Source organism: Bizionia sediminis, from assembly GCF_042684585.1.
In the GTDB taxonomy this organism is placed as follows: domain Bacteria; phylum Bacteroidota; class Bacteroidia; order Flavobacteriales; family Flavobacteriaceae; genus Algorimicrobium; species Algorimicrobium sediminis.
On the sequence record NZ_JBHULS010000007.1, the window covers coordinates 48045 to 64399 of the forward strand.

Genomic DNA, 16355 nt, shown 5'->3' on the forward strand with positions numbered 1-16355 from the left:
ATGCTTTTTTTTGAGGGTGCAAAAGTACAGTTAATATGTACACTTACAAGGTTATATTCCAATATTTTGCCTAATTTTACCCAATAAATACTCAATTATGCGTTTTTTTGGTCTGCTTTTTCTGCTGTTTTTTTGGTTTAATTTTACCAAGGCACAATCCACTACCAACACCTTTTTAACTGTTTTTGAGCAGAGTAATGGCACGGAAACAGCTACGTATTCCGAGACCATTCAATTTTATGAAAATTTAGCAAGCGCCCATGCCACAATTCATATTATGCCTATTGGTAACACAGATTCAGGTGAGCCGCTTCACCTAGTAACTTTTAATAGAGATGGCCAATTCGATTTTGAAAAAATACGCCGCAATAAGCGAGTGATTTTAATAAATAACGGTATTCATCCTGGCGAAAGTGACGGAATAGACGCGACCATGATGTTGTTTCGGGATATAGCACAAGGTGGAATTAGTACGCCACAAAACACCGTTTTAGTCACCATACCTATTTATAATGTGGGCGGTAGTTTAAATAGAAACTCCAGTACTAGGGCCAACCAAATAGGACCAAAGGCTTATGGTTTTCGCGGGAATGCCCAGAATTACGATTTAAATCGGGATTTTATAAAATTAGATACCGAGAATGCAAAAACCTTTACAGATATATTTCATTTGGTTCAGCCGGATGTTTTTATAGACAATCACGTAAGTAATGGTGCCGATTATCAGTATACACTTACCCATTTATTTACCCAACATAACAAACTTGGTGGTCCTTTAGGAGCTTTTTTGCAAACAACTATCATACCTGCTTTAGAAACCGATTTGAAACAAAAAAATTGGGACATAACGCCTTATGTAAATGTTTTTAATCGGCCGCCAGAACTCGGTTTCCAGCAATTTATAGATTACCCTCGGTATTCTACTGGGTATACAGCTTTGTGGCATGTTTTGGGTATGATGGTGGAAACACATATGCTAAAACCCTACAAACAACGTGTGGAAGGAACTTACGAAATTATGCGCAGCATGCTAGCCATTACCGAACGCGAGGGATACCGTATAACGGCTTTAAGAAAAGCTGCTTTTGAAGCACAAGCCAATGACCTGAACTATGTTTTAGATTGGGAAGTGGATACTACCAAAGCTACTGTTTTTAATTTTAAAGGTTATGAAAGTACCATGGAAACCAGCGCAGTAACGGGAAAACTACGATTAAAGTTTCATAAAAATAGGCCCTTTGAAAAACCGGTTAAGTATCAAAATACCTACCAACCAAAACAGGAGGTTTCCATACCAGAGGCATATATTATTCCGCAAGGCTGGCACCAGGTAATAGCGCGTTTAAAACGAAATAGGGTATTTATGAAACGCTTTAAAACCGATACTACAATGGCTGTTACATTGTATAAAATAACTAATTTCGATACCCGAAAAACGCCCTACGAAGGCCATTATCAGCATTACAATACGCAGGTGTCCGGCATTAAGGAAACACGTACATTTAGAGCAGGCGACTATTGGGTGCCTACCAACCAAGCTAGTAGGCGCTATCTTTTGGAAACTTTAGAACCAATCGCGCCAGATTCATTTTTTAATTGGAATTTTTTTGATACCATTTTGCAGCGAAAGGAAGGATTTTCGCCCTATGTTTTTGAGGATACAGCCGAAAAAATGCTAACTAATAACACTCCGTTGAGGAAAGCGTTTGAACAAAAGAAACTAACCGATACCGCCTTTGCTTCCAATAGCTATGCGCAATTATATTGGCTGTACGAACACTCCAGTAATTCAGAGCCCGCCTACAAGCAATATCCAGTTTATAGAGTCGATTAAATAACTGTTTTTTTTAAGTTTAGTACACTGAATATTAGTTATTTGTATTTTTATCTCATAAATTAAAAAACTTTTTTTGAAGATGTATTTTCTATTTAAAAAAAGACTAATTTTGATAAAAATACAAAATCGCTTGATGCGTAAAAATGAATAAATATATTGTTGTTAATCAACCAGAAAAATGGAATTTTTCAATTGAAAACATCACCGTAATTTCCTCACAAGATTACTTAACAAACCCAAAGTATGCGCTTTTAAAGAAAGCAAGAATTTTTAATCTTTGTAAAGATTACTCCTACCAATCTAAAGGTTATTATGTGTCTCTTTTGGCTGAAGCTAGGGGGCATTTGCCAATTCCTACGGTTAAAAATATTGTAGACTTAAAAGCTTTAAAACTGGTGCGTATTGTTTCGGATGAATTTGACGACGTTATCCAAACAAGTCTTAAAAACATTAAATCGCAAGACTTTACGTTAAGTATTTATTTTGGTCAGAATGTGGCACAAAAATACAAGGAGTTAAGCGCTTTATTTTACAAGCATTTTCAAGTCCCTTTTTTGCGCATTAAATTCAATCATACCACTAAATGGCATATACAAAGCATACGCGCTATTTCGGAATCGGAAATTCCTAACGAGCACATGGCCAGTGTGCATGAGTTTGCCAATCAGTATTTTGCTAAAAAGCGCTACGATATTCCAAAATTAAACAAATCGGATTTCGATTTAGCTATTTTGGTTAACCCCAACGATCCGGCGCCACCTAGCAATGCCAAGGCGCTTAAAAAATTTGTTGATTTGGCCGAAAAAATGAACATCTATGCGGAAATTATAGAGCCCAAGGATTTATCGCGTTTAACCTCATTCGATGCCTTACTTATTAGGCAAAGCACCGAGGTTAATAACGAAGCCTATGCATTTGCCAGAAAAGCGCAGCAAGATGGCATTGCTATAGTGGACTACCCAGATGCTATTTTAAAATGCTGTAATAAAGTTTTTATGGCAGAGGCTTTAAATAACGCCAATATAGCAACACCTAAAACAATTATTGTTCATAAGGATAACAAACATGAGGTTCTTGCGGCAGTAGGGTTGCCTTGCGTATTAAAAGCACCAGATTCTACTTTTTCGTTTGGTGTAAAAAAAGCTGAAACAGAAGCTGAATTTTTGGCACTTGTTACTAGCATGCTCAAGGAGTCCGATTTAATTATTGCTCAAGAATTTTGTCCGTCGGATTACGATTGGCGTATTGGTATTATAGACGATAAACCCTTTTATGCCTGTAAATACTATATGGCTAAAGGCCACTGGCAAATTTACAACTGGAATGCCAAGCGTAAAGACGACCAAGACGGTAATGCAGCATGTTTGCCTCTGGAAAAAGTACCCAAAAACGTATTAAATATGGCTTTAAAATCGGCCAAACTCATGGGAAAAGGATTGTACGGCGTAGATATTAAAGTGGTAAACAATAAACCAATGGTTATTGAAATTAACGACAATCCAAATATAGATTTTGGTGTGGAAGACGCCCATTATGGCGATGCCGTTTATACCACTATTTTAACGGCTTTAAAAAACAGAATTGATTAATTATGAGTGCTAAACGTTACCATTTGTTTGAGGTTTACGGTATCGAATTAGAGTATATGTTGGTTTATAATTCGTTTAAACCGGCACCTATAGTAGATAAGTTATTCACAAAAAAAGCGGGCAAACTTATGGCCGATATAGAGAATGGGCCAGTTGCTTGGAGTAATGAGTTGGTGGCTCATGTGGTGGAGCTAAAAACAAATGGTCCTGCACAAAGTTTAGATAATTTGTCGGAATTATTTCATAACAATATTCTAGAAATTAATAGGTTGTTGGAATACTTTCAGGCACATTTATTACCTACAGCGGCCCATCCTAAATTAAATCCATTAACCGATACAGAACTTTGGAAACACAGTTATAGTGATGTTTATCAGTTGTATAACAAAATTTTTAATTGCAAAGGCCATGGCTGGAGTAACGTGCAAAGTACACATATAAATCTGCCGTTTTATGACGATAAAGAGTTCGAAAAATTACATGCAGCTATTCGGGTGCTTTTACCACTTATTCCTGGTTTGTGTGCCAGTTCACCAATTTTAGAAGGTAAAAACACAGGGTTTCTGGATACCCGTTTACAATATTACAAAACCAATCAGAAAGCGGTTCCAGAGCTTACCGGTATGGTAATCCCAGAGCGTGCTTTTACGAAAGTAGATTATTACGCAACTATTTTTGAACCTATAAAACGCGCTATAAAACCGCACGATTCGCAGGGTATTTTAGATCATCATTTCTTGAATTCGCGTGGCGCTATTGCCCGATTTGACAGAAATGCTATTGAAATTCGTTTGGTAGATGTTCAAGAATGTCCAAAAGCAGATTTAGCTATATGCGCACTAATTATAGCTGTTTTAAAGCTGCTTGTTGGCAAGAAACTGGCGCCACTAAACGAACAAAAACAATGGCCCAAAGAAGATTTATTTGCCCTGTTAGATCCTATTATTCGGGAAGGAGAGCGGTGTCAAATTTCAAATACAGCCTATTTAAAACTTTTTGGAATTGCCCAACCTATCTCTGCTCAAGCGCTTTGGCAGCATTTGTATCAAATTTCCAAGGATAGTATTCACCCAAGTCATTACGAGGCTTTAGACTGTATTTTAAGTCAAGGTACGTTAGCCACACGTATCTTAAAGGCAGTAAATAACAATTATTCGGAAATGCATATAAAAAATGTGTATCAAGAATTGGCAGCTTGTTTAAATAACAATGTTATGTTTAAACCATGAGTTTACTAGTAACCTGTGAGCATGGTGGAAACTTTATTCCTGCAGCTTACAAGTACCTATTTGAAGGGCATGAAGCTATTTTAAATACACATCGTGGTTGGGATATTGGAGCTTTAGATGTGTACCATAGCTTAAAACCAGCAGCCGTATTTTCGGCACATAGTACAACATCTAGATTATTGGTGGAGTTAAACAGGTCGGTTCATCACATTCAATTGTTTTCCGAATATACCCAAAAGTTATCACAATCAGAAAAACAACAGCTATTGCAAACGTATTACACACCCTATCGAAGCGCTGTAATTCGGAAAATAGAAACACTTGTTAGTTTACAGCAAACCGTTTTGCATGTAGCGGTACATAGTTTTACACCTGTATGGAATGGGGTGGAGCGCCCTGTGGATATTGGGTTGCTTTTCGACTCAAGAAACGCAACAGAAAGGCAGGTTTGTAACTTTTTTAAAAAGGAATTGGAGAAAATGGTGCCTTATCGCATTCGGTTTAATAAACCTTATTTAGGGAAATCTGATGGCTTTCCAACTTTTTTACGCAAACAGTTCCCAGGGAATTATATAGGCATTGAGTTAGAAATTAATCAGAAATTTGCTGCCAATAATACCATGCCAAACAATCTTAAAAAAGCGCTTATTCAAGCGGTAAGCGCCACGGAAAGGCAGCTATATGCGCTTTTGTAATGTTACTAAAAAAGTAATTTAATATTGGCGTAACTATTTTCCAAAGCATGGGCTACTTCTGTTTCATTCAACCAAGCTACTTTAGTAATGCCTTCATTTTCTTGTGGTTCTAAAGGGCCAGCATAATTTGTAGTCATTTCAAACCAATAGGTAATTTTAATTTTATACTTACCGTGGCGTTTAAAAATATGATAAGTTGTTTCCAAGGGCTTGGTTATGCTTAAACCAGTAACACCTGTTTCTTCTTCTACCTCCCTAATAGCGGTAGTTTCTATGGGTTCTTTTTTTTCGGTTTTACCTTTGGGTAAGTCCCATTTATTGTTGCGGTAAATAAAAAGCACCGCGCCCTGGTTATTGTATACTTTGCCACCTCCGGCCACTACATTTGGTAGTTTTTTTAAAAAGTGTTTTAGTAATTTGTCCTCTTTTTCGTGTATTAAGTGAACCTCGTTAACAGATTTTTTATGAAGTGTTTTGATAACCTTTTCTATTGAAACAGATTTTAGCAAATAATTTTTAAATGCTGTTTCTTTTTCAACTTTTGTTGTTAAGATAATTGGTTTATCGTTAACAAAAACTTTATACATAGGGCTTTTAGTTGCTATTAAGTTTGGTAAATGTAAAAAAAATAAGAGAAGGCGTTACAATTAAAAAAAATATTTTAAAAGTAATTTAAAAAATGAAATTAGGTAAAAAAGTGTAATTTTGCCCGTATGATTTTTAATAAACACACCGCTCGTAAAACTGCTGAAGTACTGCTTCAGATTAATGCTATAAAATTGCAACCAAACAAGCCATTTACTTGGGCTTCCGGTTGGAAATCGCCTATTTATTGCGATAATCGCATTATATTATCCTACCCACCAATTAGAAATTATATTCGCGAAACCATGGCCAAGCAAATAGAAACGCTTTATGGGAAGCCAGACGTTATAGCGGGTGTGGCTACTGGTGCTATTGGTATTGGTATGTTGGTGGCAGAGTATTTAGGTTTACCTTTTATTTATGTGCGGCCAGAGGCAAAACAACATGGACGCCAAAATCAAATAGAAGGTCATCTGGAACCAGGCCAAAATGTGGTTGTGGTAGAAGATTTAATTAGCACCGGACAAAGCAGTTTAAACGCCATAAAAGCGCTTAAAGACAATCATGCCAACGTTAAGGGTATGATGGCAATTTTTACCTATGGTTTTGCTATTTCCAAAGAAAATTTTGACAAAGAGCAGCTTCAAGTTCATACCTTAAGCGACTACGAATCGTTGTTGGAAGAAGCCTACAATACCAATTATATATCAAATAAGGAACAAGCTGTTTTGGCATCGTGGAACGCGAATCCGTCCAAATGGCAAGCCCAATAACCTATTAAAATACAATAATATGCATTTAGAATCGCCAAAAACAACCATTCCAAAATCGGCAGATACAGTTTTTAACTTTTTGTCGGATATTAAAAATTTCGAAAAATTAATGCCTGAAAACATCAGCAAATTTGAGGTTTTAGGAGACGATAAATTTCTTTTTGCTTTAAAAGGCATGCCAGAAATTATTTTGAAAAAAAAGGAAGTTACTCCAAATAGTAAAATTGTTTTGGGTGCCGCTGGCGGAAAATTAGATTTTTCGTTAACCGGCCATATTCAAGAAATAGATGCCAATTCCAGTGAAGTGCAGCTTGCTTTTTCGGGCGAATTTAATAGTATGATGGCTATGATGATTAAAGGCCCTATTTCAAAATTTATTGAAACCTTGGCTACCAATATGCCAAAAGCTGTTTAATAAAGCAGCCTTATTTGTTTTAGGTCGTACGTCTCAATAGCGGCGTCTTGTTCCAACACACATAAACGACCTGAATCCGTAATGCCCTGAATGTACCCCGTTATAACCGAACCATCTATTTTTTTGAAAGTAGATGGTTTATTTTTTCTGAATAAAAAGGATTCATACTCCGCTTTTAATAACTTTTGTTTATGTTGTTTTAATTGTTCAAAATAAAATTTTAGGTGCGTAATGGTGCCTAAAAGCAAATGGTCTGGATTAAATGTTTTTCCGGTAATAAGTTGTAATGAGGATGCTTGTGGTAAGTTTTCAAAATATGTTTGGTGCACGTTTATGCCAATACCAATTATGCTGGAGCCTAAAGCATTCTTTTTAATATTATTTTCTATTAATATGCCAGCAATTTTTTTGTTTGCTGACAAAATGTCGTTAGGCCATTTAATGCTTAAATTGGGAATTAAAAAATCATTTAAAGTAGCCCTTACCGCTAAAGCCGTTACCACGCTAACAAAAAAGTTATCGGTAATAGGTATACCCGAAATGTCCTTTAAGACGCTAAATGTCAAGTTCTTTCCTGTTTCAGATTCCCAATTGGTACCCCGTTGGCCGCGTCCTTGTAACTGGTGTTTAGCTGTTACAACCGTATAGTCTTCTAGTTGCTTATTATTGCTTAATTCCCGTAAATACGAGTTGGTGGAATTGGTGGCATTAAGTTTGATTATAAGCATTCTAGAATTTATTGAAAACGTGCGTAAAAACTTATGATTTTTTTAGGTTATAAAGAACTAAAAAATAATAACTTTGCACAAATTAATTTTATTGAATGGCAGAAAAAAAAACCAATGCAGACCAGCTAATTGCAACCATTTTAAGCGGTATTGAGGACGTAAAGGGTAAGGAAATAAGAATTTTAGATTTACGCGACATTGAAAACACGGTTTGCGACTATTTCATAATTTGTGAAGGCTCTTCTAATACACAAGTAAATGCCATTGTAAACGCCGTACAAAAAAAAGTTAGTAAAGAACTTAAGGATAAACCATGGCATATTGAGGGTACTGATAATGCCGAGTGGGTGTTAATGGATTACATAAATGTAGTGGTTCATGTTTTTCAAAAGCACATTCGGGAGTACTACGATATTGAAGGTTTGTGGGGCGACGCAAAAACAACGGTAATTGAAACAAACTATTAAGGCATATTAATGACAAAGGATAACAAAAACAACAAAAACAAGAAACCTAAATTCAATATGTATTGGATTTATGGTGGCGCCATCGTAATTTTTTTAGCAATGCAAATTTTGGGAGGCAGTGGCTTTGATGAAGTCAAGCAAACAACGCCCTCTCAATTCATGACATTTTTAAGAAATGGCGATGTAGATAAAGTTGAAATAGTAAACAGGCGCGAGGCAAAAGTATACTTAACGCCCGAGGCAGAAACGAAAGAGGTTCACAAAAAATCCAAGCCAGCACCATTATTGCCCTCTGCAACAAAGGTGGCTAATTACCGTTTTGAATTTGGAGACCTTCAGAATTTCGAGGATGAAATATCTAAAATAATTCAGTCTGAAAATTTAGATCCGGAGCCCAAAATAGAATACAAAACAGAACAAAATTTGTGGGGCGACTTTTTAATTGGCCTACTACCTTTCATTATTTTAATTGCTGTTTGGATTTTTATTATGAGACGTATGTCTGGTGGTGCCGGTGGCGGTGCTGGTGGCCAATTGTTTAACATTGGAAAATCCAGAGCCAAATTGTTTGATGAAAATACAGAAGTAAAAACATCCTTTAAAGACGTGGCAGGTTTAGAAGGTGCTAAAGAAGAGGTACAAGAAATTGTCGACTTTTTAAGAAACCCGGATAAATATACTACACTTGGTGGAAAAATCCCAAAAGGGGCACTGCTTGTTGGCCCTCCAGGTACAGGAAAAACCTTATTAGCCAAAGCTGTAGCTGGCGAAGCTAAAGTACCTTTCTTTTCATTGTCTGGTTCAGATTTCGTAGAAATGTTTGTAGGCGTGGGAGCTTCTAGAGTGCGCGATTTATTTAAGCAAGCCAAAGAAAAATCGCCAGCCATAATTTTTATCGATGAAATAGACGCCATTGGTCGTGCACGTGGTAAAAACAATATGTCGGGTTCTAATGATGAACGCGAAAATACCTTAAACCAACTGCTTACAGAAATGGATGGTTTTGGAACCAATACCAATGTTATTGTTTTAGCAGCTACAAACCGAGCGGATGTTTTAGATAAAGCACTTATGCGTGCCGGACGATTTGACAGACAAATTTTTGTGGATTTACCAGACGTTCGCGAACGAAAAGAAATTTTTGAGGTGCATTTAAGACCTTTAAAGAAAGCAGACGATTTAGATGTCGATTTCCTATCTAAACAAACACCTGGTTTTTCTGGAGCCGATATTGCTAACGTTTGTAATGAGGCCGCCCTTATTGCCGCTAGAAACAATAAAAAAGCCGTAGATAAGCAGGACTTTTTAGATGCGGTAGACAGAATAGTTGGTGGTTTAGAAAAGAAAAACAAAATCATTACGAAAGACGAGAAAAAAGCCATTGCCTACCACGAAGCGGGCCATGCAACGGTAAGCTGGATGCTAGAACACGCGGCACCACTGGTAAAAGTTACCATTGTGCCTAGAGGCCGCTCGTTAGGTGCTGCATGGTACCTGCCAGAAGAACGTTTAATTGTACGTCCAGAACAAATGTTGGATGAAATGTGTGCGGCTTTAGGTGGTCGTGCGGCAGAGCAAGTTATATTTAACCAAATATCAACAGGTGCGTTAAGCGATTTGGAAAAAGTAACCAAACAAGCACGTGCCATGGTAACCATTTATGGCTTAAGTGATAAATTAGGAAATCTAACTTATTACGATTCATCGGGGCAAGGCGATTATGGTTTTACCAAGCCCTATAGCGAGCAAACGGCCGAATTAATAGACCAAGAAATTTCGCGAATTATAGAAGAACAGTACCAACGCGCTATTAATTTATTGGAGCAACACAAAGATAAATTAACGCAATTAGCAGAGGTGTTACTGGAAAAAGAGGTTATTTTTAAGGATAATCTTGAAAAAATATTCGGGAAACGACCATTTGATAAACATGTTATTTCGGAAGAAGAAGAATAATTAAAATTTTTCTGTTAACATTTATTTAAAATCTTAAATTAGCCTAGCGGTTCGTTTAAGATTTTTTATATTTGAAAAACACCCGAAAGTACGCATATTTAACAGTAATGCATAAATGAGTCTATTTAGAAAAATTTTTGGTTCCAAATCTGAAAAAACAGACGGCGAATTAAAATCTAATGAGCGCGGTAAGTACATGCCGGAAGTTAAATTGCCCATAGATGAACGGTTTACCATAAACTTTAAGGCTAATGGCGGTAAATTTCTGTATTGCGAAAATCTGGATGAAATTTATGACAGTTTAAACAATATCATTCTAGAAAACGATTGGGAAGAAAAAAAAGTACTTATTGTAGACGACCAACTGCAAGCACGTTTTAAACATTCGGGGTTGCATACTACCAAGCAAAGCGAAGCAGCTACCTATTTTTTACTTACATGCGAGAATTTAATTGCCGATGATGGTTCCATTTTAATATCGTCCAACCAAATTGCTGAAAAGCGTTTGGCCGAATTTCCCGAAAATTTTATCGTATTTGCTACCACTAGCCAAATTACGGCTAGTATAGGCGAAGGATTAAGAGGCATTAAAAGTAACAGTAGCAAAAAAATTCCTACAAATATTACAACCATTAAACATTTTAAAACATTGGATTCCACCGAGAAGGAAACTAATTTTTTAAATTACGGAAGCAGTTCCAAAAACTTATACCTTCTCCTTTTAGAGGACCTCTAGCATGAAAGAAATACTTTTAAGGTCTTTTACGGGCTTACTTTATGTTTCCTTGTTAATGGCATCTTTGTTAAACGAACATGCCTTAATTATACTCTTCTTTTTATTTGGCCTTATTTGTATGGCCGAGTTTAAAAAACTTATAAATTATAATTCGGTACTACCCTTTATAATTTTTACGCTGTTATATTTGGTGTTTGGATACTGGCAATTTTTTATGAAATCGGAGGCCGGTTTAACTGAAGCTACCCGTATTTTGCAGGTTATTACCATATTCGTGCAGCTCTTTTTAATAAAGGATTTATTTTCGAAAAAAGAAATACCTCTATTTATTTCCAAGCGGTTTTTAATAGCCACCTTTTACTTATCCAGTGCTTTTGTGTTTTTGGTTTTAATAGCCAATTACAACAGTACTTATAATCCGCTAATTTTATTGGGGTCTTTTATTTTAGTGTGGGTTAACGATACCTTTGCTTTTTTGGTAGGCAAAAACTTTGGTAAGCAAAAGTTGTTCGAAAAAATTTCGCCAAAGAAAACCGTAGAGGGTTTTATAGGTGGTTTGTTTTTTTCGTCGGTGGCTAGTTATTTTATTGCTACCTTTACGGGCACATTAAATTTTAATAGTTGGTTGGTTTTAGCAATTATAATTAGCGTTTTTGGCACCCTAGGCGATTTAATTGAATCCAAATTTAAGCGTCAAGCGGGTGTAAAGGACAGTGGTGTTATTATGCCAGGACATGGCGGATTGCTAGATCGGTTGGATAGTATTATTTTTGCAGCACCATTTATTCATTTGTTTTTAGATATTATATAGTATGTTTCACAAAGAGGGCCATAAAATTATAGTTGTTACACTTATCATTATTGTAGCACTGTTTTTAATTGTAGATACCTTTGTATTAATACCTTGGTTAAATATGGCCATTATGGTTGGCTTGTTACTTTTTTTACTGCTCATTCTGCAATTTTTCAGAAACCCGAAGCGGCAAACAAGTTATAACGACCATCACGTAGTTTCGCCTGTAGATGGTAAAGTGGTGGTAATTGAAGAGGTGATGGAAACCGAGTTTTTTAAAGAAAAACGCTTGCAGGTTAGTATTTTCATGTCGCCTATTAACGTGCATGTTACGCGCTACCCAATTGCAGGAAAAGTGCTTTATAGTAAATACCATCCAGGCAAATATTTAGTGGCGTGGCATCCAAAAGCTAGCGAAGAAAACGAGCGTACAACAGTTGTTGTAGAGAACGAAGTGTTTGGTAGTGTCCTGTACAGGCAAATTGCAGGAGCTTTGGCTAAGCGTATTGTTAATTATGCCAAACCCAATATGCAAGTAAACCAAGGAAGCGATTCAGGTTTTATAAAATTTGGTTCACGTGTGGATTTATTTTTACCTTTGGATGCTAAAATTAATGTAAAACTCAATCAAAAAGTGCGCGGTGCTGAAAGCATTATTGCCGAAAAGTAATGACCTCCAAAGAACTAGATATAGCCTTTAAGGAAGCCGTAGAGAAAATTAATGAGCACCAGGAACCTTTTCCTGCCGATTTTCTATTGCGTTTGTACGCCTATTATAAAAAAGCTACCAATGATTATAGTCAGCCAAGTCGTGGTAGCAAACCCTTAATTACGGCTTTTAAAACGAATGCCTTGTTTCAAATTCAAAATATTACTGAAGACGAAGCCAAACAAACTTACATTGATTTGGTAAATACCTATTTTTTGTACCGGAAGTAACCATCTGGTTTAATCTTCTGAAAACCTAAAAGCCACTGCTGTTAATTAACGTATCATTTTCCATTGCGGAGTGTCTGTACTTTTTGCCTTTTTTTATACATACAGTCTTAAACTTACAAACGTTACGTATTGGCATTAACCCAAACAGCATGTGTTTACAACTTATAATTAGTGCCATTTTTGTGGTCTAAACTAGCGTATAGTATTGGTATGTAGTTTGCTGGTAATTGGACATCATGGCACGTACAGGTAGCATCAATAAAAAAGACCTTTATATAAAGGTCTTTTTTGGTATTGTAAAGTCTTTTTTTTAGTTCGTGTTTATGGCTGCACCCAAAGGTCTGCCGGTGGTTCCACTAGGAAAACTAATTCCTAATAAGGCAGATATGGTAGGGGCAATGTCTGGAATAACTGTTTTCTCCAAGGAACTCCCGCTGTTAATACCTTTTCCATAAAACAATAAAGGCACGTGTGTGTCATAATTGAAACCACTACCGTGGGTTGATCCGGTTAAGCTGTATGAAATGTAAGCCGCGTCGGGAACCATTAAAATATCGCCAGAGCGTTTTTGATTAAAACCATTTTGTAGCAACGAGGCTACACCAGTTGTAAATGAAGTGTTACTCATGGCAGTGGCAGTGTACACCTTGTCTATGTTTTTGTAGGTTATGAGTTCGTTAACGATAAGCTCTTGAACATGCGATAAGTTTAGTTGAAGGGCTTTAATTTTTTCTCTGTTTAAAAATATTTGGTTGTTGCTAATATTTTCAACCAAATCTGACGCCCCAAAGGTGTCAGACATAAACAAGTTAAATTTTTCTCTGGTTTCTTTATTGTTTAAATATCCTGAAGGAATATTAACAGATTTCAAATAGGAAGGTACTTCCACCGCGCCATGATCTGCTGTTAAAAACACCGTGTATTCGCCTTTGCCTACTGTGGCATCTAGGTAATTAAAAAAGCGTTCTAAATCTAGGTCTAAACGTAAATACGTATCCTGAATTTCCTTGGAGCTTACACCAAAATTGTGGCCAACGTAATCGGTACTGGAATAACTTAAGGTTAACACATCGGTAAAGGCATCGGTGCCTAATGCTTCGCCGGCAATAGCAGCCATGGCAAAATCGGTTGTTAAGCTATTTCCGTAAGGGGTTGCTTTTAAAATATCATAGCCTTTGTTAGCATCTTTTAGGGCTGCTAAATCGTATGGGAATGTTGGCGTGCTTTTTCCTTTAAAGCCACCTTCAAAGGTATTTAAATCTGGTCCACTTTCGGTATAAGTTTCAATAGGGTATAAAGTATGCCATTCTCGTAAATATGAAGCGGTGGTATTGGACGCGTTAAAATCTGATACCCATTGTGGTAAGGCCGTTCCGTAAAACGTGCTACTTATCCATACACCTTCATTTTCACCATGAAACCAATACGCACCATTTGCAGTGTGTCCAGCTGGTAGTATGGCACCTCTGTCCTTAAGGGCTATGCCAATTGTTTTACCCTTCATTTGCGTAAACAGGCGATTTTCGTCGGCAAAAGAAGTGGTTTGCATACGGTGCGGCGACATTTGGCCTGCTTTGTCCGTGGTTCCCAAAGGTTCATAGGTATCGTCTCCTGCGCAATAAACACGTTCCTTTGTTTCTTTATCGTACCAATTGTTGGCAATTATACCGTGATATTTTGGTGTTGTACCAGTAAAAACCGAAGCATGTCCTGGACCTGTGTAAGTAGGAATATAATTAAAATGGTTGTTTTTAAAGTTAAAGCCGTCGCGCATTAGCCGTTTAAAACCACCTTCACTGTACTTGCTGTAAAAACGAGTTAAATAATCGTAACGCATTTGGTCCACAACAATGCCAACAACCAGTTTTGGATTGCTGTTATGGGGGTTTAAAGTTGCTGTATCTGAATTATTTACAGATGTTTTTTGAGCTTGGCACCCCGTGAATAGTAAGCCACTAAAAATGAGAATCGCTATTTTTTTCATTGCAAATTGTATGTTTGTAAATCAAAAGTAATGATTTTTAAATATCCCTATTTAAAATTACCGTTAAATACATTTTAGTTTTTTATTTTAGCACGAATTAAACTGCAAAATGAAATACCTGCACAACATTGGTACTTATTTTTTAATGATTAAAGAAATGTTTCGGAAGCCTACTAAATGGTCGGTAATGAAACGCTTAATCCTTAATGATATTGACGACTTAATTATTGGCTCATTGGGCATTGTAGCTTTTATTTCCTTTTTTGTAGGAGGTGTTGTTACCATCCAAACGGCTTTAAATATTACAAATCCGTTAATACCACAATATTTGGTAGGATTTGCCACAAGACAATCGGTTATTTTGGAATTTGCGCCTACTTTTATTTCCATCATTATGGCTGGTAAAGTGGGCTCATTCATTACCTCTAGTATTGGTACCATGCGTGTAACCGAACAAATTGATGCGCTAGAAGTTATGGGTATTAATTCACTTAACTATTTGGTGTTTCCAAAGTTTATTGCCTTGCTATTGTATCCTTTTGTTATTTCTATAGCCATGTTTTTGGGAATTCTTGGCGGTTTGGCGGCCTGTTATTACGGTGGCTTTAGTTCTGTAGAAGATTTTATTATTGGTGTGCAACTGGACTTTATACCATTTCATATTACCTATGCCTTTATAAAAACCTTTGTGTTTGCCATTTTATTAGCTACCATTCCTTCCTATTACGGTTATTATATGGACGGCGGTGCTTTAGAAGTAGGAAAGGCCAGTACAACGGCATTTGTTTGGACAAGTGTTATGATTATTCTTTGTAATTATATTTTAACCCAGTTATTATTAAGCGCATGATAGAGGTAAAAAATTTACATAAATCATTTGGCGATGCCCACATTTTAAAAGGAATTTCTACCAATTTTGAAAAAGGTAAAACCAGTTTGGTTATTGGCCAAAGTGGTTCTGGTAAAACAGTGTTTTTAAAATGTTTGTTGGGGTTATTTAGTCCGGAACAAGGCACTATTGCTTACAATGGGAAAATATACTCGGAATTAACAGAAGATCAAAAACGTAATTTAAGAGCCGAAATGGGAATGGTTTTTCAAGGGAGTGCCTTATTCGATTCCATGACAATTTTAGAAAATGTAATGTTTCCGTTACGCATGTTTACCAAACAGAGTAAAAGTGAAATGCAGGACCGTGCCGATTTTGTATTAAAACGGGTTAATTTGGACGATGCTCATAATAAATTTCCTAGCGAGGCCTCTGGCGGTATGCAAAAGCGTGTGGCTATAGCACGCGCCATTGTTAATAAGCCAAATTATTTGTTTTGCGACGAACCTAATTCGGGGTTAGATCCTAAAACGGCTATGGTAATAGATAATTTAATTCAAGAAATTACCGAAGAATATGATATTACCACTATAATCAATTCGCACGATATGAATTCGGTTATGGAAATAGGACAAAAAATAGTGTTTTTAAAAGATGGTTTAAAAGCGTGGGAAGGCTCCAATAAAACCATTTTTAAAACGGATAATGAAGCCGTAACCAACTTTGTTTATTCCTCGGAGCTTTTCAAAAAAGTCCGTCAAATGTATTTAGAGGAACGCGCGTAACGCGCGTAACACCTA

At 36.6% G+C, this 16355-nt stretch carries 17 protein-coding genes; 14 read left to right on the forward strand and 3 right to left on the reverse strand.

Features of this window, described 5'->3' with window-relative positions; all coding sequences use genetic code 11:
• Window positions 1-97 precede the first annotated feature (97 nt).
• The 4 genes from ACFSQP_RS12235 (at window position 98) to ACFSQP_RS12250 (ending at window position 5350) form a co-directional block, all read left to right on the forward strand.
• Entirely contained in the window at window positions 98-1834 is a 1737-nt protein-coding gene (locus tag ACFSQP_RS12235; RefSeq protein WP_376894919.1) for a M14 family metallopeptidase, read from the forward strand.
• A 146-nt stretch (window positions 1835-1980) separates the two neighbouring features.
• The gene (locus tag ACFSQP_RS12240) at window positions 1981-3426 is read left to right on the forward strand and encodes a RimK family protein (RefSeq protein ID WP_376894921.1); all 1446 of its coding nucleotides are present in this window, start codon (window positions 1981-1983) and stop codon (window positions 3424-3426) included.
• A 2-nt stretch (window positions 3427-3428) separates the two neighbouring features.
• Window positions 3429-4655 (forward strand): glutamate-cysteine ligase family protein, encoded by a 1227-nt coding sequence (locus tag ACFSQP_RS12245; protein ID WP_376894923.1) that lies wholly within the window; start codon window positions 3429-3431, stop codon window positions 4653-4655.
• Entirely contained in the window at window positions 4652-5350 is a 699-nt protein-coding gene (locus ACFSQP_RS12250) for an N-formylglutamate amidohydrolase (protein ID WP_376894925.1), read from the forward strand. Before ACFSQP_RS12245 ends, ACFSQP_RS12250 begins: the two co-directional genes overlap by 4 nt.
• Window positions 5351-5355: 5 nt before the next feature.
• Here ACFSQP_RS12250 and ACFSQP_RS12255 read toward each other — a convergent pair whose 3' ends face one another.
• A complete protein-coding gene (locus ACFSQP_RS12255) occupies window positions 5356-5937 on the reverse strand; it encodes an NUDIX hydrolase (protein WP_376894927.1) in 582 nt (193 codons plus the stop codon).
• Window positions 5938-6063: 126 nt separating this feature from the next.
• Here ACFSQP_RS12255 and pyrE point away from each other — a divergent pair, with 126 nt between their 5' ends.
• On the forward strand, window positions 6064-6708 hold the full coding sequence (pyrE, locus tag ACFSQP_RS12260; protein WP_376894929.1) for an orotate phosphoribosyltransferase: 645 nt from the start codon (window positions 6064-6066) through the stop codon (window positions 6706-6708).
• A 19-nt stretch (window positions 6709-6727) separates the two neighbouring features.
• On the forward strand, window positions 6728-7123 hold the full coding sequence (locus tag ACFSQP_RS12265; RefSeq protein ID WP_376894931.1) for an SRPBCC family protein: 396 nt from the start codon (window positions 6728-6730) through the stop codon (window positions 7121-7123).
• Here the strand turns inward: ACFSQP_RS12265 and ACFSQP_RS12270 are convergent.
• On the reverse strand, window positions 7120-7851 hold the full coding sequence (locus tag ACFSQP_RS12270) for a biotin--[acetyl-CoA-carboxylase] ligase (RefSeq protein WP_376894933.1): 732 nt from the start codon (window positions 7849-7851) through the stop codon (window positions 7120-7122). The genes ACFSQP_RS12265 and ACFSQP_RS12270 overlap by 4 nt on opposite strands.
• Before the next feature lie 95 nt (window positions 7852-7946).
• Between ACFSQP_RS12270 and rsfS the strand changes: the two genes are divergently transcribed.
• The 6 genes from rsfS to ACFSQP_RS12300 all read left to right on the forward strand — a co-directional run bounded on the left by rsfS (window position 7947) and on the right by ACFSQP_RS12300 (window position 12742).
• Window positions 7947-8318, forward strand: coding sequence for a ribosome silencing factor (gene rsfS / locus ACFSQP_RS12275; RefSeq protein WP_376894935.1), 372 nt, complete (start codon window positions 7947-7949; stop codon window positions 8316-8318).
• A 9-nt stretch (window positions 8319-8327) separates the two neighbouring features.
• Window positions 8328-10274 carry an ATP-dependent zinc metalloprotease FtsH gene (gene ftsH, locus ACFSQP_RS12280; RefSeq protein WP_376894937.1) on the forward strand — a complete coding sequence of 649 codons (1947 nt, stop codon included), beginning with the start codon at window positions 8328-8330 and terminating at the stop codon, window positions 10272-10274.
• 115 nt (window positions 10275-10389) lie between these two features.
• Window positions 10390-11010 (forward strand): LUD domain-containing protein, encoded by a 621-nt coding sequence (locus tag ACFSQP_RS12285; RefSeq protein ID WP_376894939.1) that lies wholly within the window; start codon window positions 10390-10392, stop codon window positions 11008-11010.
• A 1-nt stretch (window position 11011) separates the two neighbouring features.
• Window positions 11012-11821 carry a phosphatidate cytidylyltransferase gene (locus ACFSQP_RS12290; protein ID WP_376894941.1) on the forward strand — a complete coding sequence of 270 codons (810 nt, stop codon included), beginning with the start codon at window positions 11012-11014 and terminating at the stop codon, window positions 11819-11821.
• 1 nt (window position 11822) lies between these two features.
• Window positions 11823-12473, forward strand: coding sequence for a phosphatidylserine decarboxylase family protein (locus ACFSQP_RS12295; protein ID WP_376894943.1), 651 nt, complete (start codon window positions 11823-11825; stop codon window positions 12471-12473).
• A complete protein-coding gene (locus tag ACFSQP_RS12300) occupies window positions 12473-12742 on the forward strand; it encodes an acyl-CoA-binding protein (RefSeq protein ID WP_376894945.1) in 270 nt (89 codons plus the stop codon). The genes ACFSQP_RS12295 and ACFSQP_RS12300 overlap by 1 nt, the downstream gene beginning before the upstream one ends.
• A gap of 310 nt (window positions 12743-13052) precedes the next feature.
• On the opposite strand, the gene pafA is transcribed toward ACFSQP_RS12300, so the two are convergent.
• Window positions 13053-14726 carry an alkaline phosphatase PafA gene (gene pafA / locus ACFSQP_RS12305; protein ID WP_376894947.1) on the reverse strand — a complete coding sequence of 558 codons (1674 nt, stop codon included), beginning with the start codon at window positions 14724-14726 and terminating at the stop codon, window positions 13053-13055.
• 109 nt (window positions 14727-14835) lie between these two features.
• Between pafA and ACFSQP_RS12310 the strand changes: the two genes are divergently transcribed.
• Together ACFSQP_RS12310 and ACFSQP_RS12315 are read left to right on the forward strand one after the other, a co-directional pair.
• Window positions 14836-15576, forward strand: a complete 741-nt coding sequence (locus tag ACFSQP_RS12310; protein ID WP_376894949.1) for an MlaE family ABC transporter permease — start codon at window positions 14836-14838, stop codon at window positions 15574-15576.
• Window positions 15573-16340, forward strand: coding sequence for an ABC transporter ATP-binding protein (locus tag ACFSQP_RS12315; RefSeq protein ID WP_376894951.1), 768 nt, complete (start codon window positions 15573-15575; stop codon window positions 16338-16340). Before ACFSQP_RS12310 ends, ACFSQP_RS12315 begins: the two co-directional genes overlap by 4 nt.
• Window positions 16341-16355: the final 15 nt, after the last annotated feature.